Source organism: Paenibacillus sp. FSL L8-0663, from assembly GCF_038008125.1.
GTDB lineage: Bacteria > Bacillota > Bacilli > Paenibacillales > Paenibacillaceae > Paenibacillus > Paenibacillus polymyxa_D.
The window spans coordinates 3,877,119-3,903,449 of the sequence record NZ_JBBOYM010000001.1 but is presented as its reverse complement, the minus strand read 5'-3'; the positions used below and the strand labels follow the sequence as shown (position 1 = coordinate 3,903,449).

29 protein-coding genes and 1 pseudogene are annotated in these 26,331 nt (G+C 42.0%); 26 read left to right on the top strand and 4 right to left on the bottom strand.

Annotated elements, in window-relative coordinates; genetic code table 11:
* Positions 1-88: 88 nt before the first annotated feature.
* The 4 genes from MKY75_RS17065 to MKY75_RS17050 all read left to right on the top strand — a co-directional run bounded on the left by MKY75_RS17065 (position 89) and on the right by MKY75_RS17050 (position 2,975).
* Positions 89-457 carry a hypothetical protein gene (locus tag MKY75_RS17065; RefSeq protein ID WP_029515456.1) on the top strand — a complete coding sequence of 123 codons (369 nt, stop codon included), beginning with the start codon at positions 89-91 and terminating at the stop codon, positions 455-457.
* A 515-nt stretch (positions 458-972) separates the two neighbouring features.
* Positions 973-1,659: a hypothetical protein gene (locus MKY75_RS17060; RefSeq protein ID WP_069010401.1), complete on the top strand. Its 687-nt coding sequence runs from the start codon at positions 973-975 to the stop codon at positions 1,657-1,659.
* 194 nt (positions 1,660-1,853) lie between these two features.
* Positions 1,854-2,243: a hypothetical protein gene (locus MKY75_RS17055; RefSeq protein WP_340886018.1), complete on the top strand. Its 390-nt coding sequence runs from the start codon at positions 1,854-1,856 to the stop codon at positions 2,241-2,243.
* Positions 2,244-2,519: 276 nt separating this feature from the next.
* Positions 2,520-2,975, top strand: coding sequence for an NUDIX hydrolase (locus tag MKY75_RS17050; protein WP_029515453.1), 456 nt, complete (start codon positions 2,520-2,522; stop codon positions 2,973-2,975).
* A gap of 242 nt (positions 2,976-3,217) precedes the next feature.
* Here MKY75_RS17050 and MKY75_RS17045 read toward each other — a convergent pair whose 3' ends face one another.
* Positions 3,218-3,967, bottom strand: a complete 750-nt coding sequence (locus MKY75_RS17045) for an SDR family oxidoreductase (protein ID WP_340886016.1) — start codon at positions 3,965-3,967, stop codon at positions 3,218-3,220.
* A 240-nt stretch (positions 3,968-4,207) separates the two neighbouring features.
* On the opposite strand from MKY75_RS17045, the gene MKY75_RS17040 reads away from it, so the two are divergent.
* From MKY75_RS17040 to MKY75_RS16990, 11 genes and pseudogenes are all read left to right on the top strand, one after another.
* Positions 4,208-4,765 carry a TetR/AcrR family transcriptional regulator gene (locus tag MKY75_RS17040; RefSeq protein WP_029515451.1) on the top strand — a complete coding sequence of 186 codons (558 nt, stop codon included), beginning with the start codon at positions 4,208-4,210 and terminating at the stop codon, positions 4,763-4,765.
* Between the two features lie 302 nt (positions 4,766-5,067).
* Positions 5,068-5,517: a GNAT family N-acetyltransferase gene (locus MKY75_RS17035; RefSeq protein WP_340886014.1), complete on the top strand. Its 450-nt coding sequence runs from the start codon at positions 5,068-5,070 to the stop codon at positions 5,515-5,517.
* Between the two features lie 89 nt (positions 5,518-5,606).
* Positions 5,607-6,019: pseudogene (locus MKY75_RS17030) on the top strand (GNAT family N-acetyltransferase).
* A 1,340-nt stretch (positions 6,020-7,359) separates the two neighbouring features.
* On the top strand, positions 7,360-7,503 hold the full coding sequence (locus MKY75_RS17025) for a hypothetical protein (RefSeq protein WP_340886010.1): 144 nt from the start codon (positions 7,360-7,362) through the stop codon (positions 7,501-7,503).
* 2 nt (positions 7,504-7,505) lie between these two features.
* Positions 7,506-7,784 (top strand): hypothetical protein, encoded by a 279-nt coding sequence (locus MKY75_RS17020; RefSeq protein ID WP_340886009.1) that lies wholly within the window; start codon positions 7,506-7,508, stop codon positions 7,782-7,784.
* Positions 7,785-7,894: 110 nt separating this feature from the next.
* Positions 7,895-8,392 carry a GNAT family N-acetyltransferase gene (locus MKY75_RS17015; protein ID WP_340886006.1) on the top strand — a complete coding sequence of 166 codons (498 nt, stop codon included), beginning with the start codon at positions 7,895-7,897 and terminating at the stop codon, positions 8,390-8,392.
* Between the two features lie 205 nt (positions 8,393-8,597).
* Positions 8,598-9,215, top strand: a complete 618-nt coding sequence (locus tag MKY75_RS17010) for a hypothetical protein (protein ID WP_141695435.1) — start codon at positions 8,598-8,600, stop codon at positions 9,213-9,215.
* 243 nt (positions 9,216-9,458) lie between these two features.
* Complete coding sequence (locus tag MKY75_RS17005) at positions 9,459-9,671, top strand: GNAT family N-acetyltransferase (RefSeq protein ID WP_238794848.1); 213 nt, start codon at positions 9,459-9,461, stop codon at positions 9,669-9,671.
* 128 nt (positions 9,672-9,799) lie between these two features.
* Positions 9,800-10,255, top strand: coding sequence for a DinB family protein (locus MKY75_RS17000; RefSeq protein ID WP_165149855.1), 456 nt, complete (start codon positions 9,800-9,802; stop codon positions 10,253-10,255).
* A gap of 21 nt (positions 10,256-10,276) precedes the next feature.
* The gene (locus MKY75_RS16995) at positions 10,277-10,903 is read left to right on the top strand and encodes a class I SAM-dependent methyltransferase (RefSeq protein WP_029515441.1); all 627 of its coding nucleotides are present in this window, start codon (positions 10,277-10,279) and stop codon (positions 10,901-10,903) included.
* 138 nt (positions 10,904-11,041) lie between these two features.
* Positions 11,042-11,407: a hypothetical protein gene (locus tag MKY75_RS16990; protein WP_165149857.1), complete on the top strand. Its 366-nt coding sequence runs from the start codon at positions 11,042-11,044 to the stop codon at positions 11,405-11,407.
* 299 nt (positions 11,408-11,706) lie between these two features.
* On the opposite strand, the gene MKY75_RS16985 is transcribed toward MKY75_RS16990, so the two are convergent.
* Together MKY75_RS16985 and MKY75_RS16980 are read right to left on the bottom strand one after the other, a co-directional pair.
* Positions 11,707-12,570, bottom strand: a complete 864-nt coding sequence (locus tag MKY75_RS16985; protein WP_165149859.1) for a sulfurtransferase — start codon at positions 12,568-12,570, stop codon at positions 11,707-11,709.
* A 75-nt stretch (positions 12,571-12,645) separates the two neighbouring features.
* On the bottom strand, positions 12,646-13,590 hold the full coding sequence (locus tag MKY75_RS16980) for a DMT family transporter (protein WP_165149861.1): 945 nt from the start codon (positions 13,588-13,590) through the stop codon (positions 12,646-12,648).
* Positions 13,591-13,829: 239 nt separating this feature from the next.
* Between MKY75_RS16980 and MKY75_RS16975 the strand changes: the two genes are divergently transcribed.
* The 7 genes from MKY75_RS16975 (at position 13,830) to MKY75_RS16945 (ending at position 20,841) form a co-directional block, all read left to right on the top strand.
* The gene (locus tag MKY75_RS16975) at positions 13,830-14,738 is read left to right on the top strand and encodes a hypothetical protein (protein WP_340886005.1); all 909 of its coding nucleotides are present in this window, start codon (positions 13,830-13,832) and stop codon (positions 14,736-14,738) included.
* 212 nt (positions 14,739-14,950) lie between these two features.
* Positions 14,951-15,664: a 2,3,4,5-tetrahydropyridine-2,6-dicarboxylate N-acetyltransferase gene (dapD, locus tag MKY75_RS16970; RefSeq protein WP_029515436.1), complete on the top strand. Its 714-nt coding sequence runs from the start codon at positions 14,951-14,953 to the stop codon at positions 15,662-15,664.
* Positions 15,665-15,845: 181 nt separating this feature from the next.
* Positions 15,846-16,982 (top strand): N-acetyldiaminopimelate deacetylase, encoded by a 1,137-nt coding sequence (locus MKY75_RS16965; protein WP_029515435.1) that lies wholly within the window; start codon positions 15,846-15,848, stop codon positions 16,980-16,982.
* A 66-nt stretch (positions 16,983-17,048) separates the two neighbouring features.
* Complete coding sequence (locus MKY75_RS16960) at positions 17,049-18,158, top strand: ABC transporter ATP-binding protein (protein ID WP_029515434.1); 1,110 nt, start codon at positions 17,049-17,051, stop codon at positions 18,156-18,158.
* The gene (locus MKY75_RS16955) at positions 18,148-18,960 is read left to right on the top strand and encodes an ABC transporter permease (protein ID WP_023989586.1); all 813 of its coding nucleotides are present in this window, start codon (positions 18,148-18,150) and stop codon (positions 18,958-18,960) included. Before MKY75_RS16960 ends, MKY75_RS16955 begins: the two co-directional genes overlap by 11 nt.
* Positions 18,950-19,771 (top strand): ABC transporter permease, encoded by an 822-nt coding sequence (locus tag MKY75_RS16950; protein ID WP_013372269.1) that lies wholly within the window; start codon positions 18,950-18,952, stop codon positions 19,769-19,771. The genes MKY75_RS16955 and MKY75_RS16950 overlap by 11 nt, the downstream gene beginning before the upstream one ends.
* A complete protein-coding gene (locus tag MKY75_RS16945) occupies positions 19,768-20,841 on the top strand; it encodes an ABC transporter substrate-binding protein (RefSeq protein ID WP_340886003.1) in 1,074 nt (357 codons plus the stop codon). The genes MKY75_RS16950 and MKY75_RS16945 overlap by 4 nt, the downstream gene beginning before the upstream one ends.
* A 512-nt stretch (positions 20,842-21,353) precedes the next feature.
* Here MKY75_RS16945 and MKY75_RS16940 read toward each other — a convergent pair.
* Positions 21,354-22,517, bottom strand: coding sequence for an aminotransferase A (locus tag MKY75_RS16940; protein WP_165149867.1), 1,164 nt, complete (start codon positions 22,515-22,517; stop codon positions 21,354-21,356).
* A 396-nt stretch (positions 22,518-22,913) separates the two neighbouring features.
* On the opposite strand from MKY75_RS16940, the gene MKY75_RS16935 reads away from it, so the two are divergent.
* The 4 genes from MKY75_RS16935 to MKY75_RS16920 all read left to right on the top strand — a co-directional run bounded on the left by MKY75_RS16935 (position 22,914) and on the right by MKY75_RS16920 (position 26,331).
* A complete protein-coding gene (locus MKY75_RS16935) occupies positions 22,914-23,315 on the top strand; it encodes a VOC family protein (RefSeq protein ID WP_029515431.1) in 402 nt (133 codons plus the stop codon).
* Between the two features lie 112 nt (positions 23,316-23,427).
* Positions 23,428-23,958 carry a GNAT family N-acetyltransferase gene (locus tag MKY75_RS16930; protein WP_165149868.1) on the top strand — a complete coding sequence of 177 codons (531 nt, stop codon included), beginning with the start codon at positions 23,428-23,430 and terminating at the stop codon, positions 23,956-23,958.
* Positions 23,959-24,158: 200 nt separating this feature from the next.
* Positions 24,159-25,568, top strand: a complete 1,410-nt coding sequence (gene aspA / locus MKY75_RS16925) for an aspartate ammonia-lyase (RefSeq protein WP_165149870.1) — start codon at positions 24,159-24,161, stop codon at positions 25,566-25,568.
* A 175-nt stretch (positions 25,569-25,743) separates the two neighbouring features.
* Positions 25,744-26,331 (top strand): restriction endonuclease, encoded by a 588-nt coding sequence (locus MKY75_RS16920; RefSeq protein ID WP_165149872.1) that lies wholly within the window; start codon positions 25,744-25,746, stop codon positions 26,329-26,331.

The window sequence follows — 26,331 nt, the reverse complement described above, 5'->3', positions numbered from 1 at the left end:
ATATTCGGCATACGCCGGACGTCTTGAATACAGAAACGTTATGTGAGATCAGCTAGGAATAAAAAGGCTATATTTAGGAGCAAGTACTATGAAGCGAATTTACAAGCATATCGAAGAATACACAGATCAGGAAATAAAAGATATTTTAACTCGCCGAGAAGTAGAAAAACTTATATATTTACCACTTTCAGTTGGAATGTATCATCACAATTGGAAGTTTGCTCAAGATATATGTCTTAAATCAGCGCAACATGATAATCCAAATGTAAGAGCGAATTCTGTATTGGGATTAGCACATATAGCAAGAACTAAAAAACAGTTAGATAAAAGACTAGTAAAACCAATCATTTTGAAAGAATTAAAAAATAATATAGAACATAAAGGAATAATATTAGATGCTATAAGTGATATAAATTTATTTATGAAGTGGAAACTAGCAAGGAAGCATAATTATTAGTTGACTCGAAGAAAAGCTGACCTCATATAACATCGCATCTACGCTGCGGGCGTTGCCCTTGGTTCGCTAGAAGTGGAAAGCAGAGAGAGAAGCGGGATCAGCTCACAACCCTGCGAGGCTAAGTCCGATGGACCCGGCGCTTTGCGCCTTAAGCCTCTCGGATTCGTAGATACAAGAACGTTATGCGAAACTGCTTAGAGATGGAGGAATACCAGATGTTTTTGAATTCTCATGTCTTTGAGTTAGCCAAAAAATTAAATACAGAAGAGAATCATAAGCAATGGACAGGCTTAAGAAGAAATTCTGTATTCTATGGCTTGGTCTGCTATATTAACAATTCAATTTCTTTATGTCTAAGTGATAATTATACAAGTTCAATATTGTTTTTAAGAAGAGCAACATCGGTTCAAAAGTTTTCGAAGAAGCTTCGCATAACATAATATCGGAGCCTAGGCCAGCGAGTTGGGGTTCATGCATACAGGAACGTTATTAGAAAGACTATGAGGAGGAAAATAATGAAGCTATTTCATGGAGAACAAGTCTTAATTAAAGAAAACAATCTCTTACAGCCACAAATACATACTCCTCTTGGAATAATTGAATTTTCAATCACAGTCTCTGATAACTTCTATTATCCAGAAAAAAGTTATAAACTCAAAAATGGTGGATCATTATATAAATATTATTATGATTCATTTGATTGTGAGCTAGTTGTCTGTAGACCCAAGCTCAATCTCGCTTTACATCTGACAGTAGAAGAATGTTGGGGAGCAGTTTTTAGAATAAAGCCTCATGCGAACACTCAAATAAGTACGTGCAGCTTTTCTGCTTCTTGGAAGGAGGGTTACAGTTGGACAGATTATGGATCTAATACTGGGGAAGATCTTGAAGCTGTCGAATACGAGAATCAGATATACCGTTTACACTTGGGGACACAAGACGGGGATATGTTAATGGCAAGAAGAAATCAAGGAGATATGATTCCTAAATCGCTATGTTTAAACTCTGACTTTGAAAAGCACGGTTTTATCCTAAGTTCTGATAAAGGCATTAAAATTCCTATGACACTAATTGATTCTAATGAGATATGCCAAGTACATTTTTTAGTTGCTTGGAATAAGAATATCAAAGAGGATGTTTCGACGTGGTTGGCTGTGGACCAGTTCTCAAATGAAATATTAAAGGGAGAAGAAATTTTGTAGATACCCTCAAAATTGTCATAGTTCATCTGATAACATAGTATCACACATCGGCATACGCCCTCGGCCCAGCAGAAGGATTTCGGAAAAGGAGATCACTGTAGGACACCTGAGCACTCGCTGGGATCGTGAATGTAGAATCGTTAGATGAAAGCCCCCGAATAAATAAAACCATCTAAAAAGGATGAAAAGAAAAAGTGATAAAATCTATTAGTATTGATGAATGGATTGGGACCACATTCAATGAAGAAATAGTTATGAATCCTAAGTGGGCAGACACTTTAAGTTTTTTTAAAAAACTCGATGGAGATAAATTTACATTAGTTTTTTTTGAGGTATCAGATACAGATTCAGCATTGGTTGGAGGCGAACCGGAATATTTTATAGTGTCTATTACAATTGATGGTAATATATATACTCTTATGAACAATAAACAGGGAAACGGTGAAATTCATCTGGTTGCTGGTGGCCAGTTAGGCAATTATTGCGATAACATTTGTATAGAATTAATTCCTATGCTTGAAGTAATAAAGTATTATTATGAAACTGGAAAACTACTCGAAACACATAAATGGAAACGAGAATAATAATTACTTAACTCGAAAAAAGTGAACGTCATCTAACATAGCATTCAACGCATCTGGCTGGGACAAGCCCGACCCTTAGCCCGGAAGATGCATTTCGGAAGGGCGGATTCAACGGAAACATTCAACCGGCTAAGTAGCAGAGCCACCCGGACTACGTGCCTTATCCATTGACGAAAGTAGATTTTAGAAGTGAATCCGTCATATAACGTTAAATTCAAGCAGTGGCTCCTAACGGAGCCTTGGTCTGTTGAAGGATCTCAAAGGGGCGTGAAGAAATTGAATTACATAAGAGAATTAAGAGAGTTAGTAGGTACCCGACCTATAATTATGGCAGGAGCATGTGTGATTCTCATAGATGATGAGGGACGATTACTATTGCAGCAAAGAACTGACAATGGTCTATGGGGATTACCAGGAGGTTCAATGGAGCCTGGTGAGAATATGAAGGAGGTTGCAAGCCGGGAACTTTTTGAAGAGGTAGGCTTAGAAGCCGAAGAGTTAGAATTACTTGATATATTTTCAGGCCCGGAACTCTACTATCGATATCCGCATGGAGATGAAGTATATAACGTAGTTGCAGCTTATATATGTAAAGAATACAGTGGAATAATTAAAGGTGATAAAGCTGAAGTACAAGATATACGATTTTTTGATTTAAACAAGATACCTAATCAAATAAGTCCTCCCGACCTACCGATAATAACAAGATTTTTAAATGAAGTAAGATCATGAAAACATTTTTTTAGTAAATCGAGGATGTCCCCGACATCACCTAACAAAGGGCTGTTTGAACTTCGGGAATTCCCTACATTATGTGAAATCAACGAAATTATTTAAGAGGTAAACATGGGTGTGACCACTAGGCGCTTTTTCTTACTTCACGAGCAAGTTGCAATAAAATGAACATGAAGTAGACGGAGCTGAGTGTCTACTTCATGTTCGCCTAAATTTTTGCAAATTGAATTACAGGTGGATCAATGGATTTTTGGAGGTTCAGAATTCATCGTATCGTTAAGCTGAGTCACAAAAACACCTTCGTTCGGGCCAGGGCTATTTCGAAACATTTTCGCTTCTTCCACCAGAACTTCGTCTGTATCCGTGCCAAGTATCTTTATTGTTGCATCAATGAATGAATCAAGTGGCATCGCACGCGGTTCATCGTTGTTGCTTTGAACCCATGGGGGTACAATTTCTATTACTTTTACCGATGTGTCTTTAAGCATGTACCTTTGGGACAGCGTATAGGTATGAAGTGCTGCCTTTGTCGCGGAGTATACAGCAGTTGTCGCTAATGGTACAAATCCAAGTATCGAAGTCGTGTTGATGACAACGGCTTCTTCTTTGGACTTCAAATGCTCGATGAATGCAGAAATCAACCGAATGGGACCTAGAAAGTTTGTCGTGACAGTCGAAATCAAAACATCCTCATCGATCACGCCCGCCGCGTCATCGGACTGTATGATGCCGGCGTTGTTAATCAAGACATTAACATCCGGGTATTCTTTGATTAACCGCTTGGCGGCCGCCTTTATGCTGGCAGGGTCTTGTACATTCAATTCCACTGCGGACATGCCGGGATTCGCTTTGATCGTCTCCTCCAGACGCTCTTTACGTCGACCGGCGATAATAACTTTGTTTCCAAGATTGTGGAGAGCTTCTGCTAACGCACGTCCAATTCCCGAACCGCCGCCTGTAATAAAAATCGTGTTTCCTGTAAGTTTCAATTTTTAAACCCTCCTAATTCAATGTGATTTAAATCATTCCAAAGATTGTAAAACAATAGATTTCATGATTACAGCTCCACTAAAATTGAACATATGTTGAATCATCAACATAAATTTTATAAAGTGAATGTATCAGAGCGGTATATGGGGTTCAATGGTTAAAACAAGCGTGGTTGTTGATTTTTCAACAGAGGACTTCGAAGTGTTCATTTTTTCGGATAGCACAAAGGGGAGAAGGATATGGACAGGCGTATTCAAAAATCGAGGCAAGCCATTATTGATGCTTTTATGAGGCTGATGTCAGAAAAGGAATTCGAGAGAATTACGATCAATCAAATTGCTGAGGAAGCGAATGTCAATCGCGGAACGGTTTATTTGCATTTTGCTGATAAGTACGATCTGCGCGATCAATGCATGGAAGCTCAAATTAAAGAGTTACTACGCAATTGTATGTCTGAAGATAACTTCTTTCATCTCCCTTCCAAAACCGCACTACTGCGTACGTTTGAATATTTGGAGCAGCATGCTTCATTCTACTCAATAATGCTGACGAACAAGGGAAGTACGGTTTTTCGAAACCAAATAGAGACAATGTTCCGGCAAAGTCTGTGCGAGCATCTGGATTCGATCAACCTCGATCAGGATATGAACAGGGACATTACGGTGCAATTTTTAATTTCAGCGGCAGTGGGGGTATTGGAATGGTGGATTACCCGTTCAATGCCATATCCGGCATCGGTCATGGTCGAACAATTTTGGAATTTGCTGAACCGTGGTGTCGAGGGACACGAACAATAGTGGTTCAAATGATAGAAATAGAAATAACAGAAGAAGAGTCACTAAAAGCTCAAAAAAGTGAAAGAGATGCAGATGAACTAATAATCAAATTACAAAATAAAAAAAGACCATATAAGAAAATTCGCTGATAAAAAAATTGCAGATTGATTTTGAATGCATAATGAAGAAGTTCGGTAACTTCTGATAACATAATATTCAAGCATCGAATCCTTACGGAGCCTTGACCTGCTGGTATAGAGTTTGGGGGGGGCAATTTAGCAGACAACCCTGGAAAAAATAAAAAGATAATGGAGGTATGTTTGGTGCTGACATTAGAAAAAGCTAGAAAAAATGATGCGCAAAGACTTGCTGAAATACAAAAGGCCAGTTTTGAGGATGAATCAAAGCATTTTAATAATAACGAAACCGTTGGGCCCATAGGATATGACTCCATAAGTTGGCAAGAAGAGATGATGCAAAATTGCGAATATTTCAAGGTGCTCTTTAATGGAGAAATAATCGGGGGAGCTATGATATTTGTAGAATGTAATCAAGTGCATAATCTAGGAAGGATCTTTATTGATCCAAATTTTAAAAATCTAGGAATCGGAACGAAGGTGATGGAGAAAATTGAAAGTAAATTTCCAGACAGCACTGAATGGTGGCTGGATACTCCTAGCTGGAGTGTGAAGAATCATCACTTCTATTCAAAGTGTGGGTTTACTAAAGTTAGAGAAGAAGGTGACTTATACATTTTTAAAAAGACTTTATAAACTTATGTAATGTACAAACGTTATGAGACATCAGTGCTGAGTGTTACCAAGAAGATATTCGAAGAAAAGAGTGAAAGGGAGAATTTACAATGAAGATTGATTTTGCGATTGAATCAGATTATGAGTACATCTTGTTAAGAGACAAGCACATACATAAGACACTTATAAGACCAAAAATAAAAGAAAATGAAATCCTAATAATCAGAGAATCCAATCAAGAAATAGGTTGGATGAGATACGGATTTTTTGGGACAACACACCATTTATGAATATGATATGGATAGATGAGGAGTATAGAGGAACAGGTATTGGTAAAAAAGTTGTCCACTATTGGGAGGAATTAATGAAACAAAAAGGTTTTGAAATGGTTATGACCTCAACACTTTCGAATGAAGAAGCTCAACATTTTTATAGGAAGCTTGGATATAGAGATGCTGGATGTTTAATGTTTGAGAATGAACCTCTGGAAATAATACTGACAAAGGTTTTAAACAAAAATTGACGTTGAGGAAATCAATGTAAAAAGCATTTTAAGAAGAGAGTGCTAATAATATGTGGTGTATTTCTTCCAATATAGAACTAAAAAAGGAATTGACTTTAGACTACAGAGATTTTTCTAATAGAGTAATCTAGAATAGACGAGACCAAATAATATTAAACAAGGATTGAAGAATATATTAAATAAGAACTAGAGGTATCACATAACATCGTTTTCCTGAAAGTGAAAGTCAGGTAGACAATCCTGCGAGGCTAAGAACCGAAGCTAGCCGGTCGCTACGCTTCTTTAAGCTTCTCGGGTTCAGGAACACAAGAAAGCTATTAGACATAATTGCTGATAAAGTAATGTTGAGGTGAATGATGAAAGTATTTCAAAAAAAAGCAATCCCAATCATTGTTAGACATTATCAATTCATTTGCATTGTTGACGAGAAACCTTATGAGGTATTGTTTAGAGCTTATTCAAGGAAGTATAAAACTTCTTTTATTGAAATTTCTTTCGACTGGAAAGAATGTTATTACATTAACTTATATAGACCTTTAATAAAATCCATATTAATTGAATATTGTATAAAGCTTGCTTGGATATATGATAAACCGAAGCAAATTCTAAGAATAAAGGACAGTAGAAAAATTGTTCAAGAACTATCATTAAGGGATTATGATTACAAATAAATGTTGGCATTTTCATGCGAAGCAATTTTGTCTACGATTAAGAGAATTGCTTATAGATATTTTATTGAGAATTATAAACAGCTCGAAGGCGAGGATGATAAAGGGCTGATTTTGTAAGTGAATCGAAGAAGTTATGTTTCGTTAGCTCCTATGGAACCTTGGTCTGCGAGCTGGATATCGAAGAGGAATTTCAGCAGACAACCCCTGACGGAGCTCATGAATACAAGTGTTATAGAAAAGGGACGCAAACCATAAAAAGAAGGTGTTTAAGTTGTTTGGTTTATTTAAGAAGAAGAAGATAATATTTGAAGATCAACTAAACAAACTTTCTGAATTGGGCATCTTCATGAGTGCAGATTTAAAAAAAGAATTACTTTTGGAGGAATTTTCATAGATGACAAACAATGATTATAAAATTCAAGTCGAAAAAGAACATGGGAAAATACTTAAAGAAATAATGTATTTTGAAAGTAGTCCAAAGTACCGTCATATAACATCATATTCAAACAGCGGCTCCTGACGGAGCCTTGGTCTGATAGGTCGATTTCAAAGAGGAATTTCAGCAGACACCCCCTTTTGGAGTTCATGAATACAGGAACGTTATGCGAAACCTCAGTAAGTTAAATACGGTATGGAAGTGAATTGATGGAGGGACCAATCATAACTTGTATGAGTATAGGCGTTTATGCTCATGCACTTACACGAGGCAATAAATACATCGTAAAAAAGAAGATAGGGACAAGTATAGAATTATTGGAAACCATGGAAAAGCAGTTTGGATATCAAAAGCTCATTTTATTGAAGGAAATATAGAAGTGCCTTATTTAGAAAGATGGAAGTTTGATGATGATCCAAAGGAGTTTGATTTGGTGGAGGTGACCCTTACTTTTTCGGATGGAAGTGAACGATGGAGTTTGGTGACAACCCCTCAAAAATTAGTAAATCACTTTAAAAAAGAAATGGAACCACCAGGATTTAATATTAAACATCTAATTATAACGAAAACAATGGACCACGACGATATTGAAAAAACATTGAAATATTTAGAGGTAAATGATGAATTAACAGAAGCAAGCCAATCTTTGGAACGTTGATTCGGAGAGGATGGAGGAATTGCATAACATAATATTCAAGCTACGGCTTTTATGGAAAATACAGAAACGTTAGGTGAAACCTTTGAGAATCTAGAAATGAGGTAACTTCAATGATGCAATACAGAATTCGACCAATAATAGAAGATGATGTGTTTTTTTTATGGGAGATGTTATATGAATCATTATTTGTCCCAGAAGGTCAAGAGCCATTCGATAAAGCGATAATAAAAGACCCTTATTTATCAAAGTATATTGAAGGTTGGGGAAGGGATGGGGATTTTGGATTTATAGCAATGAACCATGAGGGTGAACCCGTCGGATCAATAACAGTTCGATATTTTAACGAGGATAATAAGGGATTTGGATTTATTGATAATGATGTACCCGAACTAGGAATGGCTTTGTTAAAAGAATACAGGGGAAGAAAAATCGGAATGGCCTTAATGGATGAATTATTTAAAGAAGCTAGGAAGAGGAATATAAAAAAATTATCCCTCAGTGTTGATCCGAGCAATGCAGCGGCAATGAAACTCTACGAGAGATTCGGATTTAAAGAAGTTGGGAAAGTTGATTCATCAATCACGATGGTTGTCGATTTGAGAAGTTAAAATACAGTAGTAATAGGGATTATTTTAAGGAACTCAAAAGAGATCAAGGGTATCGCCTAACATCATATTCAAGCAGCGGTCCTTACGGAGTATGGGTCTGCGAGGTGGATTTCGGAGAGGCATTTCAGCAGACAACCCCTTAGTGGTTCATGAATACAAGAACGTTAGCTGAAATATGACTAAAAAACAAAAAGGGGCCAAAACAATGAGTGAATTGACTTCAGGAAGCTTATCACTATTGAAATATAAAGAAGCAATTCTTGAGCATGATCCTATATACGCGGAGGATTTAAATGACAAATGGTTTGTTTTCGTAACCAAAGATACAGAAGAAAGTGAAGAAATTCCAGAAAGTCTATTTCAAATCTCAGAAAAAATCCCAGTGTTATATTTTTATAATTTTGAAGATCACTGTTGGGGATACCGTGTAGTTTATAATTCACAAGAGATAGCAAGTCTTCATATATCATATGTGTTATTAGATACTTCAATTATTAAGCTTGCAGAAGAAAGATATCCAGAGGAAGATCACATTGAATTTTTATATGTCGACCCTAGAGGGGACAAAATCAGAACTGAATTAATTGAAGAAGTTTTGGGATCTAATGAATACAATGAGAAAATAGCAAAACAGTTTACAAATTGCAATCTAAAAACATTTAGATTTTTTGAACTAGATAATGAGCGAATAAAACAATTAGACGATATTTTGAATAATAATTACTATACACAACTGGAATCTAAGCATCAGTTAGTAGAAGAGTTTAAAGAATTATTAAACATTGAGGAAATGAGCTGGATAGGATACGAGCAGATAGAATGAATGAAGAATACCAGGTCGTAGTAGTTCTATTATGTATTTTTCTGCACCCAAACAATCCAAAACTCGGGAGTCAAGGGTTGAAAAATGTATCCAGAAAATTCTCAATGGAGAGGGTTTAAATGATCGGTAAAAGTAATTCAGGCAAAGGCTAAATAAACGTATTAGAGGCGATAATTATGATAGATTTAGCGTCAGAAAGATTACTTATAAGAAATTTTCGATCTGATGATTGGAATGATCTACATGATTACTTATAAAATGATAGGACACATTTACTTTAATCAAACCGTACCGTTTGAGTTTTTAACATGGGAAATAGGATACATATTCAACCCAAGATACTATGGAAATGGATATGCTACTGAGGCAAGTAGAAGAGTATTGCAATATGGATTTGAAGAGTTAAAGGCTCATCGGATTATTGCGATGTGTAATCCAGAAAACGCTTCATCGTGAAGATTATTGGAGCGCTTGTTGATGCGAAAAGAAGGACAACCCATTTGGCATAATGCATATCAACATGCGATTTTAACAGATGAATGGCAAAGGAACAATGAATAATTCGAAAAAAGGGGTGTGATACTATGAATGAGAAGTCGCGGTTACTAGAGGAGTTCAAGGAATGGATACGTTTTGTTTCTGAGATTCGTGAAATGGATTGGAAAATAAAGATTGCTGAAGATAAATGGTCAGTTCACGATATCGTAAGTCATATATTACTGTGGGATAAATACTTTTATGAAGTAGCCATAAATCCGATATTAAACGATGCGCCTTTGACATTAACACATATGGATTTTGAACAATTTAATCAGGATGCTGTTGAATATGGAAAAACAAAAACGAAAGAAGAATTAATTAAAATGACTATTCAGTACCGTAACATGATATTGGAGAGTATAGAGAGTTTTGAAGACGACAAGTTTACTAAAGAATATGCTGACGGGAAGTTTACTGTAATATCATATTTAAGAGATTTTATCTGGCATGATCAACATCATATCAGAAAGATTGATGAGCTTAAAAGAAGAGCAATGTGAGTATATAGGCGGGTGAATAATATGGGGGATTATTGGAACAAAAGATTTACTGAAGAAGGAATGATTTGGGGTTGTGAACCAAGTCAAACTGTAACCCAAGCTATAGATTTGTTCAAAAAAAATAATGTACATGATATTTTGGTTCCTGGTGCTGGATATGGAAGAAATACGAAGGCGTTCTCTTCTTATTTTCAGGTTGATGGAATTGAGATATCTAGTTCAGCTATAAATCTAGCAAAAGAATGGGATTTAAAAACGAATTTTATTCAAGAATCGGTATTAGAGTTTACTACAAGCCAAAGGTATGATGGAATATATTGTTATGATTTATTACATTTATTTTTGTTAGAAGACCGAAAAAAACTGATACAGAATTGCGTGAAGCATTTGAAGGAATTGGGAGTAATGTATTTCACATGTTTTTCTGATCGTGATTCTAATAATGGTGTAGGTAGGAAAGTTGAGGAAGGAACATATGAATACAAGGAAGGGAAATATGCTCACTTCTTTACTGAAAAAGATTTAAAAGAACATTTTAATGATTTGAATATATTAGAAATGGGTTTCATGAGAGAAACTCTGATATATGTAGAGAAACAACAGAAAGAATATGAATTAAGATATATAGTTGTTCAAAATATTGGATAGCTATTTCGAGGAAGTAATTCAACAGACATGTCCCATCGCTTAGCTACCGCAAGTGGCAGCTGGACTGTTAATCTTAAAGCGCTGGGACATCGTGAATAAAGAAACGTTACATGTATTTGGAACTGAAGGGAATAAAAAATGAGAATGCAAGATAAACCGATAGTAAGTATTATAGGCTTGGGATTATTTAGTCTGACACTAGTGGTGCACATTTGTTTTAGATCAATAAGAACAATGGATGTAGGAATGGGGATATTATTGTCTCTAGTAAATGCCGTATTTTTAGTATTTACATTGCTATGGGGAGTATTAGGCACAGTAGAATTCTCAAGATTAATGAGTTGGAGAGAGAAAATAAAGAAAAGAGAAGTGAACGAAGAAGTAGATTTACATAAATACAAGAAAAAAATTAAAATATATCTATGTATAAACGTAATTTATTTATTACTAGTTATATGTCAACTCGGCTATGTTATTTATAGATGGGATGAGGTGAACGTATAGTGCATAGAGCAATGCGATGCTATTCGAAGGCGAAATAAGTTCCAGTTAACAACGTATTTTTGTACCGGCTATCATCTCAATCTGGTAGAAGAATTTCGGGAGATGTGGAACCAGTCAGAAACTTACGCCAAATCGTCAGGACGTAGAAAAAAATCAGCTTTGGAATTCTATATAAGGTCGCTTCACTCGGCTCAAGTTGATTTTTTATGTACTTTTTAACAAAGCAAATAAACTGCCATGAGCCAAATCGCTTAAGGCAGTTTATTTGTCTTTTGAACCTGTATATCCGTTGAAACTTTTTATTCCTCTCCGGTCGCCACCGGATTCTCCTCATAGCTGATCCAGTCGCTCCAGCTTCCCGGATATAAACGGACCTTACTAAATCCAGCTTCATTCAGGGCCAGTACATTGGGACAGGCGGATACGCCAGAACCACAATACACGATAATTTCTGCGTTTGGATCAAGATCGGCAAAGTGCTGCTGCAATTGTTCCGCATTTTTAAAGCTGCCTTTTTCGTCCAAGACCTCTTTCCAGAAGAAATTCACTGCACCGGGGATATGTCCCGCTGCTTGATCAATGGGCTCCTCCAGCCCCAGGTAGCGAGGCCGCTCTCTGGAGTCGATTAATATAGGTGAAAAACCGATATAGGAGCCAACAGGAACAGAATCTTCGGATACATGGTGCACCTCTTGCATACTTGTGAGCATTTGTGGCTGTACATTTGGTGTGAATGTACTTGGAATGCGAATCGGCTGGTCTGCCGTAACGGGGAACTTCGCTTCCTTCCAAGCGCTGTAGCCTTCTTCCAGCACATATACCTGCTCATGTCCGAGATAGCGCAGGAGCCACCAGAAGCGGGAAGCCATCATACCGCCTTGGTCATCATAAGCGACGATGCGCGAGGCAGCATTGATTCCGGCACGACTTAGACGTGCAGCAAGTGTATCCACATCAGGTAAGGGATGGCGACCCCCATGCTCAGCAAGAGGAGCGGTAAGGTCTTCTTCCAAATCGAAATGAACCGCCCCTGGAATATGGTCTTCATTAAATTGAGTCCGCCCAGCTCCGGCTTGTCCGAGCAGGGAACGGCAGTCGGCGATGATCATGTCCGGCTCATACAATCGGGCTAGCAGCCAGCGTTTGGATACGATGGATTTCATAGAGAATTCCGCCTTCCTTTTTTTAGAAGTGAATTTAATTCATTGAGTATGGTTTATGAAAATGGGGTAAATAAGTTAAGAGCTGGCCTTCAGGGGATGCTCAGTGTCGGGCAACTCACTTTGATGGACAACTTTCTTTTTAAAATCCGTTCCGTATCGGATAAAAATCCATACCCCGAACAGGATGAAAAAGCCTGCACCAAATTGTAAAGTAGACAACCTTTCCCCGAGCAGCACCCAAGCTAGCAAGGAAGAAATAACGGGCTCGCCGAGTACCGCCATCGACACCGCAGTTGCGTTAATGTATTTGAGCAGCCAGTTAAATAGGTAATGTCCGAACAGCGTAGGTACAATGGCTAACAGCAGGAACAGTCCCCATTCCCGTGGAGCGTATCCGGTAAAAGGAATGGCATCGACCACATTATACAGCGCAAGTGATGTGGCTGCGATGGCAAAAACCCAAAAATTATACACAAACGCGCTCAAATGCTCGCGCAGATGCTTGCCCATCAGCATATGGATGGACACGGCTACCATACCCAAGAAGGACAGTGCGTCCCCGAGCAGGGCTTGTCCAGAGACATGGAAGTCTCCAGCTCCGATGGCCAGCGAGCCGATAAAAGCCATACCCATCCCGATGAGCATAGCGCGATTCGTGCCCGTCCGGAAAAACAAAAATGAACCGAGCATGACAAGGATCGGCTCCAATGTCATAATAACGGTAGAGCTTGCAACGGTGGTCAGTCGCAGTGAGCCCATCCAGAGCAAGAAATGCAGCCCCAGCGCAATACCGGACCAGAGGATCAGCATCCACTGCTTGCGGGTCAGGCTAAACAGCTCAGTGCGGTACTTCCAGACCAAAGGCAGCATGATCAGATTGGTTAGGTACAAACGGTACATAGCGATGACGGACACCTCGGCTTCAGACCATCTTACGAAGATCGAGGAGAACGAAATAGCGATAATACCTATGATGTACAATAATTCAAAGGAAAACGACGGTTTGTGTGCTTGATTCACGTGGCAGCTCCATCCGTATGGGGGAAAATAAATACGTCTATGTTCCTTCCAAGCGGTATCTCGAAAATTAGGTTAATACAGCCCATTATACCGTACCTAACATTCCCGTGGTATTAGGATTTTGCAAAATCCTGAGAATATAATAAACGGGAGCAGGAGGTAGGATTTTGGATTTTAAGTGAGATGCTGCGTAGAACTTTTGCTGCACAAGCTCGTCTATCATAGTGGAGGTGGATTTTATGAAAAAACAAAACACAATTTCAATCATACTACTGACTGTAGTGGCAGTGCTGGCTCTGTCAGCCTGTGGAACGAAACCGCAAACCAATAGCACCGCACCTCAAGGGTCAGACCAACCGCAAACGCAACAGCAGCCGCAAGTTAAACCGGAGACAATCGCTGAGTCGGAGGTTAAAAAAGGCACAGGTGTATACAATGGAGCTGCTGACCCGCATACGGTAGAGATTGGAACCAATGGCGAAGCCCAATCCTTCCAATTGGGGGACGGACTGGACACGGTAATAGCTGGACTTAAGGAAGGCGATACAGTAGCGTTTGAATACACCGAAAAAGCAGTAGAGGGCGACGCGACGGCGAAGCAACTGACTTTAACGAAAATACAAAAAACAGAGGCTGCAACAGATGGCAATCAAAACGGAAGAGCTGGTCAAGCAGTAGGCGGAGAACGCACAAAGACTCAAACTTTTGATCTCACCCTTGAGGGAAAAAAGGAAAAGCAGACTGCGACATTAGCAAAAGGAGAGGGATATTCGCTGTATGTGTTTGATCCGATGTCCCTGTTTCCTGATCAAAACCGTGTTGCCTTGGCTGTAGATGATAACTATTATGCTGAAATTACGAAGCTACCCTCCGATTTTAATCTGGACGAACTTCAAAAAGAAGGCGAAAAGGATCTAGCTTCCATCGGTAAGGTGCAAAAGCTGGACAAAGCAGCCATACCTGAAGCGTTATCCAGTAGCCGTCTGTTCTTACAAGCGAGCAGTTCGAAGATGACACAGCAATATATAGTTGTAGAAAATAAAACAGGCGGTTTCATCGTGAAAGTGAACATTCCACAAGGTGAACCTGCTGAAGGATTCCAATCCTACATTTATACATCGCTGGAGAGCCTGCAAGCTAATAAATAACCCTACTTTGATGCGGGATGATCGGCGGCTTACAATCATGAATTTAAGGCAGTCATGCCGCTGAAAATGGTTATTTTAAGGGCTAGGTTAGAGCTATAAGGGTCTAATCTATAATTGCGAGACCTGCACTTTTGTGCTATAAAGGATGAGAGAATAAGATCATTCCGGCTTGCGAAGTCGTATGAAGCGATGAAGGAGTTGTTAGATTTACTATGTCCATCGAAATGAATACACAAGAAGTCATCAACGTGATTAAAAACAGCAAGAAAAAGACGCCTGTTAAAGTATATGTAAAAGGAGCTTTGGCTTCCGCATCATTTGGCGAGAATGTTCAAGCTTTTATTTCTGGAGACAGTGGTGTTGTATTTGGTGATTGGGCTGATATCAAGCCGGTACTGGATAGCGCAAACGCTAAAGAAGAAGATTATGTGGTGGAAAATGATCGCCGTAACTCCGCTGTTCCAATGTTGGATCTGAAAGGCATTAATGCACGCATTGAGCCAGGCGCATATATCCGTGATATGGTTGGCATCGGTAACAACGCAGTCATCATGATGGGTGCAGTGATTAACATCGGTGTCACCATTGGTGAAGGCACGATGATTGATATGAATGCTGTGCTGGGCGGTCGTGTTAAAGTAGGCAACATGTGCCACATCGGTGCAGGCGTTGTCTTGGCGGGTGTCATTGAGCCACCGTCCGCACAGCCTGTTATCGTAGAAGACGAAGTATTGATCGGTGCGAACTCGGTTGTACTGGAAGGCGTACGCATTGGTAAAGGTGCAGTTGTTGCAGCCGGAGCGGTTGTAACTGAAGATGTGCCTGAATACTCCGTAGTAGCGGGTACACCTGCACGTGTGATCAAACAGGTCGACGATAAGACCAAATCTAAAACTGAGATTTTGAAAGAACTGCGCGTTCTGTAAGAATGCAGAAGTTTTTTATGTACCAAAGGTGAACGATTCCTTGTCAGAAGCATGATGCACTGACAGCATAACTTAGGGACGAAGCACAACGGACAAGGCTCGGCGGCTGCGCCGGGCTTTTGTCCTTTTGTTCTTTTGCCCGATAAGAGCTGATGAGCTATAAAGAGGAGGCGTGGCAGCAATGAGTACGGTCGACTATCGTTCTTTTGTCCAAATACGAAGAGATTTACACCAAATTCCCGAACCGGGTTTTGAGGAGTACAAAACACAACAATATTTGCTGGATTATTTGGAAACGCTCCCTCAGGAGCGGTTGGAAATTCGTACATGGCGTACGGGCGTGTTAGTGTTCATTCATGGATCAGCTCCTGAACGCCGCTATGGATATCGTTGTGATATGGATGGTTTACCGATTGAAGAAGAGACAGGTTACGATTTCCGTTCGACCCATCCCGGCTATATGCATGCTTGTGGACACGATTTACATATGACGATTGGATTGGGAATTGTTACTCACTTTGCAAGCCATCCGATTAAGGATGATCTGGTTGTATTGTTTCAACCGGCTGAGGAAGGGCCGGGCGGAGCCTTGCCTATGCGGGACAGCACAGAGCTGGCAGACTGGATACCCGATGAAATTGTCGCGCTGCATGTTGCACCTGAATATCCTGTCGGTACCATTGCGACTCGCCCGGGCATCCTATTTGCCAATACGTCGGAGCTTTTCATCGACCTGAAGGGTACGGGCGGGCATGCTGCGTATCCACACAAGGCGAATGATATGGTAGTGGCTGCTTGCCAACTGGTGGGACAATTACAAACGGTTGTAGCCCGTAATGTGAATCCACTCGATGCAGCAGTCATTACTGTGGGTAAGGTTAGCGGAGGCACGAAGCAAAATATTATCGCAGAAACCGCCCGGTTGGAGGGTACGATCCGAACGTTGTCTGCCGATACGATGGCGCTGGTTAAATCGCGGATCGAAGCGCTGGTGCGCGGTGTGGAAGCTGGGTTTGAATGCCATGCCGAGATTCATTATGGCTCCAATTATTTGCAAGTGTACAATGAAGCTCAGGTGACCGAGGAATTTATGAACTGGGTCAGTAACCGGCAGGATGTGCAGCTTATTGAATGCGGAGAAGCGATGACCGGAGAAGACTTCGGGTATTTTCTGGAGCGAATTCCCGGTCTGATGTTCTGGCTTGGCGTTGATACGCCTTATGGTTTGCATCATGCGAAGCTGGAGCCTGCGGAAGAAGCGATTGGTGTAGCCATTCGTGTGCTGACAGACTATTTTACATGGAAGTCTCAAGGGTAAATGAGGCGCCCTGAATAATTATGTTTAATAAAATGGAATGAAGTCGAATTTTTGAAGGAGGGTGTTATGGGAGAGCAAACCATCATCCGATTTGAACGGGTGACCAAGCAATATGACAACGATCCCCCAGTGCTGGCGGACGTCAGCTTTGAAATTGAGCGTGGTAAATTTTATACACTGCTGGGGCCTTCCGGCTGTGGTAAAACGACGATTCTGCGTATGATTGCAGGTTTTGCGGAGCCGACAGAAGGCTCTATTTATTTAAATGGAAAACTCATTAATCGTGTTCCAGCCAATGAGCGGCAGGTCAATACGGTTTTTCAAGATTATGCGCTATTTCCGCATCTGAATGTGTTTGAAAATGTAGCCTTTGGTCTGCGAATCAAAAAGATGAATAAAAAGGACATCCAAGAGAAGGTGACACAGGCGTTGTCCTTTGTCAATCTGGAAGGCTACGGCGAGCGGGAAATTTCTGAGATGTCCGGAGGACAGCGTCAGCGTGTTGCCATCGCACGGGCTATCGTTAATGAGCCTGACGTTCTCTTGTTGGATGAACCGTTGTCTGCATTGGATTTAAAGCTGCGTACTGAAATGCAGTACATTTTGCGCGAAATGCAGCAGCGCCTTGGAATTACCTTTATTTTCGTTACGCATGATCAGGAGGAAGCACTGGCCATGTCGGACGAAATTTTTGTCATGAACAAAGGTAAGATTGAGCAGAGTGGTACGCCTAATGATATTTATGATGAGCCGATCAATCGGTTTGTTGCTGATTTCATCGGCGAATCCAATATTGTCCCAGGACGGATGATTGCGGATTACCAAGTGGAATTTAACGGCCGACAGTTTGAATGTGTCGACGGAGGCTTACGTCCGAACGAGCCCATTGAAATCGTGATCCGACCGGAGGATCTGGAGATTACGAGTGTTGTTGAAGGCAAGCTGCGTGTAAAAGTGGATACCCAATTGTTCCGTGGTGTTCACTATGAAATAAGCTGCTATGATGATTCGGGACAGGAATGGCTCGTGCATTCTACCAAAAAGGCGGAGCTGGGCAGTGAAATCGGTCTGCGATTTGACCCGGAAGCGATCCATGTGATGCGGTTCGGGGAAACAGAGGAAGAATTTGATCGGCGTCTGGAAGCCTATGAAGAGGTGGATCAGCATGTCCGGTAATACAAGAGCAGCGTATCTGCTGCCTTATTATTTATGGATTGTGCTGTTTGTGGCGGCTCCGGTTGTACTTGTGTTTTACTATTCACTATTTGATGTGGATGGTCATCTCACATTCAACAACTATGCTCAGTTTCTGACACCTGTTTATTTGAGCATGACGCTTAGCTCGTTTTGGTATGCATTTCTGATCACTGTATTTTCACTGTTAGTTGCTTACCCGGCAGCCTATTTACTCACACGCACCAAGCATAAGCAGCTGTGGCTGTTGCTCATTATTTTGCCGACCTGGATTAACCTGTTACTCAAAACGTATGCTTTTATTGGGATTTTCGGAACCTATGGTCCGGTGAATGCGGTGTTAGGTATGGTTGGGTTGGGAGGTCAGCAATTATTGTTTACCAGCTCCAGCTTTGTGTTTGTGTCGGTTTATATTTTTGTGCCTTTTATGATTTTGCCCATCTATAACGCGTTGGAAGGGTTAAACCCTTCATTGCTGGACGCAGCCCGTGATTTGGGAGCTTCCAAGTGGACTGCGTTTCGCAGGGTTATTTTTCCGTTAACGCTTGCGGGTGTGCGATCTGGTTGCATGGCTGTGTTTATTCCAGCGTTGTCGCTGTTTATGATTACCCGCCTGATTGCAGGTAACCGTGTGATTACACTGGGGACGGCGATAGAGCAGCATTTTCTGGTTACTCAGGATTGGGGTATGGGCTCTACGGTTGCCGTGTTCCTGATTTTGGCGATGGGGATCATTATGCTGCTCACCTCGGGAACGAAACGGAGGGTGCGGCATGGTAAATAAAAACCGATTCGGAAATATTTATTTGGTGATTGTTTTTCTCGTTTTGTACGCGCCTATTTTGTATTTGATGTACTATTCCTTCAATAGCGGCGGGACGATGCATGAGTTTGAGGGTTTTACACTCCAGTATTACAAAGAGGTGTTTGCAGACACTCGCTTGATCATTATTGTCATTAACACCTTGGTGATTGCTTTGCTGTCATCTGCGTTGGCTACGATTATTGGCATTATGGGTGCGCTGGCTATCCATCAGATGCAGAACCGTCGAGTCAAAAATACGCTGCTGTCGCTCAATAATGTATTGATCGTGAACCCGGACGTCATTATCGGCGCTTCCTTCCTTATTTTGTTCACGATGGTCGGGATTAAGCTGGGTTTCTACTCCGTTTTATTGTCCCATATTGCGTTTAGTGTGCCGATTGCGGTCATTATGATTTTGCCGCGGCTTCAGGAAATGAGTCCATCCCTGGTGGATGCTGCGCGTGATTTGGGTGCCAGTCGACTGGACGTATTGACCAAGGTGATTTTGCCCTTTATCAAGCCAGGGATTTATGCGGGCTTCTTTATGGCGTTAACGTACTCGCTGGATGATTTTGCGGTGACCTTTTTTGTGACAGGTAGTGGCTATTCTACCTTATCGGTGGAAATATACTCACGTGCCCGGCAAGGGGTTTCCTTGTCCATCAATGCGCTGTCCACGCTCATTTTCCTATTTACTGTGTTGTTGGTAGTGGGCTACTACTTTATTATGCGCAAGGCGAATCGCAATGGTAAAAAAGAGCCTGCGGCAGAAATGGGGGTGCCTAGATGAAGTCACTTGTGCGCGTGTTTCTGTCGATTTTCATCATCTCGTTTGGGCTGATGGGGGTGGCTGCATGGCTTAATTCCAGTCAAGGCTACTCCGGTGGTAACACACTGACGGTGTACAACTGGGGAGACTACATTGATCCTGAGCTGCTGGAACGGTTTCAGAAGGAGACGGGAATTACCGTCATTTATCAGACCTTTGACTCCAATGAGGCGATGCTGACGAAAATCGAGCAGGGAGGAACTTCGTTTGATGTAGCGGTTCCCTCGGAATATGCTTTGGCTAAAATGAAGCAGGAGCACTTGTTGCTCCCGTTGGACCATAGTAAGCTGCCGAATTTGAAGCATGTAGATTCTCATTATCTAAACCTTTCGTTTGATCCGAATAACCAATATTCGGTTCCGTATTTTTGGGGTACAGTCGGGATTGTGTTTAACCCGGAGCTGACGAAAGGCATTGATTTTCATAGCTGGGATGGCCTGTGGGACCCGAAGCTACGTAATAACCTGTTGCTGGTTGATGGAGCTAGGGAGATTATGGGCATGTCGCTGAACAGTCTCCACTATTCCTTGAATGACACGAATGAGGCACATTTGCTGCAGGCTTCGACGAAGTTGGAGAAATTAGCGCCCAATGTGAAAGCGGTTGTTGGTGACGAGATTAAAATGCTGCTGGCAAACGAGGAAGCTGCTGCCGGGGTTGTATGGTCCGGTGATGCGTCTGAAATCATGGATGAGAACGATAAGCTCGATTACATCGTGCCGGATGAAGGCTCCAACCTGTGGTTTGATAATATAGTTATTCCAAAAACCGCTACCCATGTGGATGCGGCCCATAAGTTCATCAATTTCATGATGCAGCCCGATGTAGCCGCTCAAAATGCCGAATTTGTAGGATACTCCACGCCAAACAAGGATGCAAAGAAATTGCTGCCTAAAGATATTTCTGGCGATGAGCGGTTCTATCCTCCATCTGAAATTACAGATAAGCTGGAAGTATACAACAATTTGGGCAAACGCATGCTCGCTCATTACAATGAATTGTTCCTTCAATTCAAAATGCATTTAAAGTAGGGGAGTGGCGTGAGGATTCAGGTTTGCGCTTTAGAGGTCGCTGCGGAGGCGGATGGTGCTTACCATCGCTGTTAAATTCCGATTTTTATGATTACCGCATAAAGGTGGAAATCGGAATTTAAAGGCGACCGCTTCGCTTGTCCAGTACCATTCCGCCCCCTCCGCTGCACCGTGCTTAAAGCTAGTCACCCATGAATCCCTACGCCGATAGCGCGTGGGAGTAGTGGAAGAATAGGCCTCTGAGCCACCCGTAGGGGTGCCTCAGAGGCCTATTCTGTTTCCTCACCGTGTAAAGCGGTGAGTATTCTTTTATCCTGCTGCTCCACACACACGTTAGAGAATTTTGGGACTTTAAGGTGGGCAGTGAGCGAAGCGGGTCATTTGAATCTGGAGAAGCGGCAGCGTTCGCTTTTGTGGCGGGATTCTTACCTATAAATGTTTTATCCAATTCAAGAATCCCCCAGCAACAGCGATCGGAAGATCAAATGGACTGCGTAGCGCCTCTAACCACCTTAACCCCTCACCATTCCTCTAACAAACTTCTCTATTTTATCCAATCCTTGCTCCAGCACATCCTGTCCGTAAGCATAGGACAAGCGAACGTATCCTTCGCCATAGGAAGAAAAGGCATCTCCAGGTACTACAGCCACTCCATGCTCTTCCAGCAGCTTCAAGGTAAAACCCATCGAGCTTAATCCAAAATGGGCGATGGAAGGGAAGAGATAAAAGGCTCCCTCAGGCTTCTCTAGTGGAATTCCCATATCAGTCAGTCTTCCGTGTACATAGTCGCGACGTCGGCGGTACTCCTCGCGCATCGGAAGTGCATCATCCACCCCGACGGTCAGGGCTTCGAGTGCTGCATATTGGCTAATTGAGCTAGCGCAGGTCACGTTGTACTGATGGACTTTGACCATGTGCTGTGTAATTACAGCGGGTGCAAGTGTAAAACCAATACGCCATCCCGTCATGGAATGTGATTTGGACAGACCGTTAATGACGATGGTGCGCTCCCGCATACCTGGAAGAGCTGCAATGGACACGTGGGGGGGATCGTAAATCAGTTCGCTGTATATTTCGTCCGAAATGATAAACAGATCGCGCTCCTTCAGTAAATCGGCGACCGCTTCCAGTTCTTCGCGGCTCATCACTCGCCCGGTCGGATTCGAAGGATATCCGAGAATGACTGCTTTTGTCCGTTCGGTCAGATAAGGCTCCAGCACCTCGGCTGTGAGCTTGAATCCGCTACTGCGGGTATCGGCAAACACAGGAATGCCGCCTGACAAACGGATCAATGGCTCGTACCCTGGGTAGATTGGCACGGGTAGAATGACTTCATCACCGGGTGACAAAATCGTGCGTAAGGTAATATCCAGCGCTTCACTGGCTCCGTTCGTTACGATAACCTCATCCTGTCCACGGTAATTTAGGCCGTATTTACGGGCTACAAACGCCGCTGCGGCTTCTCGTAATTCCGGCAGTCCCGGATTAGGTGTATAAGTGGTCCGGCCTTCATCAATCGCCCGATGGGCAGCTTCCATAATATGCGCAGGGGTAGGGAAATCCGGCTGTCCAATCGTTAAGGAGAGCGTTCCGGGTAATGCGGCAACTTTATTTGCGATTTTGCGGATGCCGCTGATTTGAATATTTTTGACCTGATCGTTAAGCAAATGCTCCATAGCGTGTGTGCCACCTTTTTCTGTATTAGAACAAGTTTACAATAATATGATCTGATTACGCTACGGCAAGAAGAATTCATTTTTACATAATTTAAGTACTAAATTGGCTAATTTGTGGTATCTTAAATATAGGATATGTTTGTAAGCGTAATCATGGCTAAATTGGGGAAGGGAACAGCTTCTAAATCCAAGAGTGGATGATCAAGTGGATCAGGATGAAAAAACATCTGAAGCCATTTTGTTGTACAAGCCTATTCTTGGTGTAAAGCAAGCTAAGGGACAAGGTAAGAGTTGTTAGTTTAATTGCAAATGTCAGATTGATTGACTTTGTGAGGTAGTTAAGTTATCTTTTGTGGAGAAGTCGTATGATAAAGTAGAATGAAGAGGTGAAGCATCGTGGGAGTAACAGCTAAACAAATTTTTGTGAATTTACCAGTTAAAAACCTACAGCACTCCATTGATTTTTTCACTACAATTGGATTTGAATTTAACGCTCAGTTCACTGATGAACATGCAACCTGCATGGTTGTTAGTGAGCATATTTTTGTCATGCTATTGGTTGAAGAACGTTTTAAAGCGTTCACTACAAAGGAAATTTCAGATGCCACGAAAAGCACAGAAGCGATTGTTGCTCTATCGGTGGAGAGCCGAGAAAAGGTGAACGAGATCGTTCGCAAGGCTTTGGAAGCAGGCGGCCAGCCCTCGAATGAACCTCAAGATCATGGTTTTATGTATGGATGGAGCTTTCAGGATTTGGATGGTCATTTGTGGGAGTTCTTTTATATGGCAGAGCAGTAATAGAAGTAAGGGTGATTAAGTAGTAAACAAAGTACCATGGAAAGTAAGCTATCCTAAAAAGATAGTTTACTTTCTTTATTGTATGTTATCGAACTCACCGGGAGGAATCACAATGTCTAACGAAGTGAGAGTTTACCCTGTTCAAGCTCTGAACGAAGCCCTGACAGATTCACTGAGTCGACTGTTAATCGACGTGGTTGCAGACGGTGCATCTATAGGTTTCTTACCTCCATTAGGTTATCAGGAAGCAGCAGCTTATTGGAATAATGTACTTGAGGATGGCGTAGTTCTGTGGATTGCCGAGAAGGACGAAGTACCTGTAGGGACGGTCCAGCTTCATTTGGCTCAAAAAGCTAACGCTATTCATCGTGCGGAAATTGCAAAGCTTATGGTACATCCGTCCGGGCGCAGGCTTGGGATCGCACGTCAGTTAATGAAGGCAGCGGAAGAAGAGGCACTAAGTCAGGATAGAACGTTACTGGTGCTAGATACGCGGGTGGGTGATCCCTCCAATGGACTATACGAGTCGATCGGGTTCGTGGAAGCTGGTGTTATTCCGGGTTATGCTCAATCAGCCGATGGTCAACTGCATGCCACTCGATATTATTATAAGCCATTAAATCCGTATTCCAGTCATAGCTGAGCATTTGCCGAATAACCGTGGTATATACGGGTAATCATAACTTGTCATAGGATTACATAACCTTTTTCCGCGTTTATTCGACTGGTAAAGCACGGGAATCGGAACGTATAATGAAGAGGGGATCAGAAGAGGTCTTTTTATGTCAATTTGGCTGTACTGAATTGAAGAACGTAGCAAACACAGCGGAGGAATCAGAGAATATGAGGTTGGAGCATGATTTTTTAGGTACCAAGGAAGTACCATTAGATGCCTATTACGGTGTACAAACGCTGAGGGCAAAAGAAAATTTTCCAATTACAGGCCAACGACTGCACCCTGAGTTGATTAAAGCCATGGCGATCGTGAAAAAGGGAGCAGCGACGGTAAATATGGAACTAACTCGTTTACACCGCTCCAAAGCAGAGGCCATTATTCAGGCTGCTGATGAGATTATACAAGGACAGTTGCATGATCATTTCATCGTCGATCCCATTCAGGGCGGCGCAGGCACGTCCATTAATATGAATACAAATGAAGTGATTGCGAACCGCGCGTTGGAGCTGATTGGCAAGCAACGCGGAGATTATCAGGAGATCAGTCCTAATAATCATGTTAATATGGCGCAATCGACGAACGATGCTTTTCCTACAGCCGTACACTTGGCTGTATTAAGCATGATTGATAAACTGTTGGCTACCATGAGTGAGCTTCAGGAAGCATTTTCCCGCAAGGCCAATGAGTTTGATAGTGTGATTAAGATGGGTAGAACCCACTTGCAGGATGCAGTGCCAATCCGATTAGGACAGGAGTTTCAGGCTTATGCGCGTGTGCTGGGTCGTGATATCGGACGCGTGCGTGCGACCAAACAGCACCTGCTAACGATTAATATGGGTGCAACTGCGGTAGGTACTGGCCTGAATGCAGACCGTCGTTATATTCAGCGTGTCGCAGAGGTACTGGCAGACGTCAGTGGCTTCCCTGTGGAAGCTGACGAAAATCTTGTAGATGCTACACAAAATACGGATGCTTATACTGAAGTGTCTGCCGCCTTGAAAATTTGTATGATGAATATGTCTAAGGTGGCAAATGACATCCGCTTAATGGCTTCCGGACCTCGTGCAGGTCTGGGAGAACTGAGTCTGCCTGCTCGTCAGCCAGGGTCATCCATTATGCCAGGCAAGGTAAATCCGGTGATGTGTGAGGTCATTAACCAAATTGCTTTTCAGGTCATTGGTAATGATCATACGATCTGCCTGGCTTCAGAGGCGGGCCAGCTGGAGCTGAACGTGATGGAGCCTGTGCTTGTCTACAATCTGCTGCAATCGCTGGAAATTATGAAGCAGGGCTTCCACGTTTTCCGTATACATTGTGTAGAAGGAATTGAAGCAAATGTGGAGCGGTGCCATGAATATGTGGAGAACAGTGTAGGTATTATTACAGCACTCAATCCCCACCTTGGATATGAGGTAGTATCACGTATTGCCCGCGAAGCAATTACGACGGGGAAATCGGTGCGCGAGCTGTGCCTGCTGTATAATGTACTGACCGAGGAAGAGTTGGACATTATATTGGACCCGTACCAAATGACTCAGCCTGGTATTGCCGGAGAATCTTTGCTGAATCGCGAATAATGATACGGAGTATGGAATTTAGATAGCTTTGAGGCAAGACGAAGATAGCCCCGTCGAATCTGGCGGGGCTATTGTTATGGTGATAAGAGAGATGTAATACGGGAGCCAGCGTGCATAGGGGAGTTCCCTGTTAAGGATGATACGGCTACGCTTACGGTAGAAAAGGGAGAGTTGGGTGTTGCTAGAAAAATTATTGGCATACAAGGAATTAGGAATAGGACTCATTGTACTTTTGGTGTTGTTTGCGCTCATCATCAGAGGACTGATACGTGGTCGCAGAAATCGGATTTTACGTGATCTGGACCCACGCAAAATTGGAATTCAGGATATAGATCGTATGGAGGATGGCTCGGAATTTGAGCTTTATTTGCAACGGTTATTATCCGCGCTTGGCTATAAGGACATCTATAAAACAACCAGTAGCCGGGATTTTGGAGCGGATCTGGTTTTTACAGACCGTGAAGGCATCAGAGTTGTCATACAGGCCAAACGTTATGGCGTACAACATCCGGTGGGCTTGGGAGCAGTACAGGAAATTTACACCTCTATGCGTTATTATGCGGCCGACAAGTCTATCGTTATCACCTCCGGCCGTTATACGGAATCTTGTAAAACACTTGCTGCTGTCAACGGGGTTAAATTATTAGATCGCAACGACTTGATCGACATCATAGATTTATTCAAGGCTAGGCACCGCGAGGAGGTTATGGACCTATTAGAAAGTAAAGTAGATGTGATTGCTTCCAAATGGAGTGAAAGATAA

What these genes read in the sequence shown, in the direction of transcription:
- MKY75_RS16940 (WP_165149867.1), bottom strand. Translation starts at nt 22,517, where the DNA reads ATGGAGCATTTGCTTAACGATCAGGTCAAAAATATTCAAATCAGCGGC.
- MKY75_RS17000 (WP_165149855.1), top strand. Translation starts at nt 9,800, where the DNA reads ATGAATGAGAAGTCGCGGTTACTAGAGGAGTTCAAGGAATGGATACGT.
- MKY75_RS16960 (WP_029515434.1), top strand. Translation starts at nt 17,049, where the DNA reads ATGGGAGAGCAAACCATCATCCGATTTGAACGGGTGACCAAGCAATAT.
- MKY75_RS17005 (WP_238794848.1), top strand. Translation starts at nt 9,459, where the DNA reads ATGATTACTTATAAAATGATAGGACACATTTACTTTAATCAAACCGTA.
- aspA (WP_165149870.1), top strand. Translation starts at nt 24,159, where the DNA reads ATGAGGTTGGAGCATGATTTTTTAGGTACCAAGGAAGTACCATTAGAT.
- dapD (WP_029515436.1), top strand. Translation starts at nt 14,951, where the DNA reads ATGTCCATCGAAATGAATACACAAGAAGTCATCAACGTGATTAAAAAC.
- MKY75_RS16950 (WP_013372269.1), top strand. Translation starts at nt 18,950, where the DNA reads ATGGTAAATAAAAACCGATTCGGAAATATTTATTTGGTGATTGTTTTT.
- MKY75_RS16945 (WP_340886003.1), top strand. Translation starts at nt 19,768, where the DNA reads ATGAAGTCACTTGTGCGCGTGTTTCTGTCGATTTTCATCATCTCGTTT.
- MKY75_RS16995 (WP_029515441.1), top strand. Translation starts at nt 10,277, where the DNA reads ATGGGGGATTATTGGAACAAAAGATTTACTGAAGAAGGAATGATTTGG.
- MKY75_RS16965 (WP_029515435.1), top strand. Translation starts at nt 15,846, where the DNA reads ATGAGTACGGTCGACTATCGTTCTTTTGTCCAAATACGAAGAGATTTA.
- MKY75_RS17065 (WP_029515456.1), top strand. Translation starts at nt 89, where the DNA reads ATGAAGCGAATTTACAAGCATATCGAAGAATACACAGATCAGGAAATA.
- MKY75_RS16930 (WP_165149868.1), top strand. Translation starts at nt 23,428, where the DNA reads ATGTCTAACGAAGTGAGAGTTTACCCTGTTCAAGCTCTGAACGAAGCC.
- MKY75_RS17010 (WP_141695435.1), top strand. Translation starts at nt 8,598, where the DNA reads ATGAGTGAATTGACTTCAGGAAGCTTATCACTATTGAAATATAAAGAA.
- MKY75_RS17015 (WP_340886006.1), top strand. Translation starts at nt 7,895, where the DNA reads ATGATGCAATACAGAATTCGACCAATAATAGAAGATGATGTGTTTTTT.
- MKY75_RS16975 (WP_340886005.1), top strand. Translation starts at nt 13,830, where the DNA reads ATGAAAAAACAAAACACAATTTCAATCATACTACTGACTGTAGTGGCA.
- MKY75_RS17025 (WP_340886010.1), top strand. Translation starts at nt 7,360, where the DNA reads ATGAGTATAGGCGTTTATGCTCATGCACTTACACGAGGCAATAAATAC.
- MKY75_RS16990 (WP_165149857.1), top strand. Translation starts at nt 11,042, where the DNA reads ATGAGAATGCAAGATAAACCGATAGTAAGTATTATAGGCTTGGGATTA.
- MKY75_RS16985 (WP_165149859.1), bottom strand. Translation starts at nt 12,570, where the DNA reads ATGAAATCCATCGTATCCAAACGCTGGCTGCTAGCCCGATTGTATGAG.
- MKY75_RS16955 (WP_023989586.1), top strand. Translation starts at nt 18,148, where the DNA reads ATGTCCGGTAATACAAGAGCAGCGTATCTGCTGCCTTATTATTTATGG.
- MKY75_RS17040 (WP_029515451.1), top strand. Translation starts at nt 4,208, where the DNA reads ATGGACAGGCGTATTCAAAAATCGAGGCAAGCCATTATTGATGCTTTT.
- MKY75_RS17060 (WP_069010401.1), top strand. Translation starts at nt 973, where the DNA reads ATGAAGCTATTTCATGGAGAACAAGTCTTAATTAAAGAAAACAATCTC.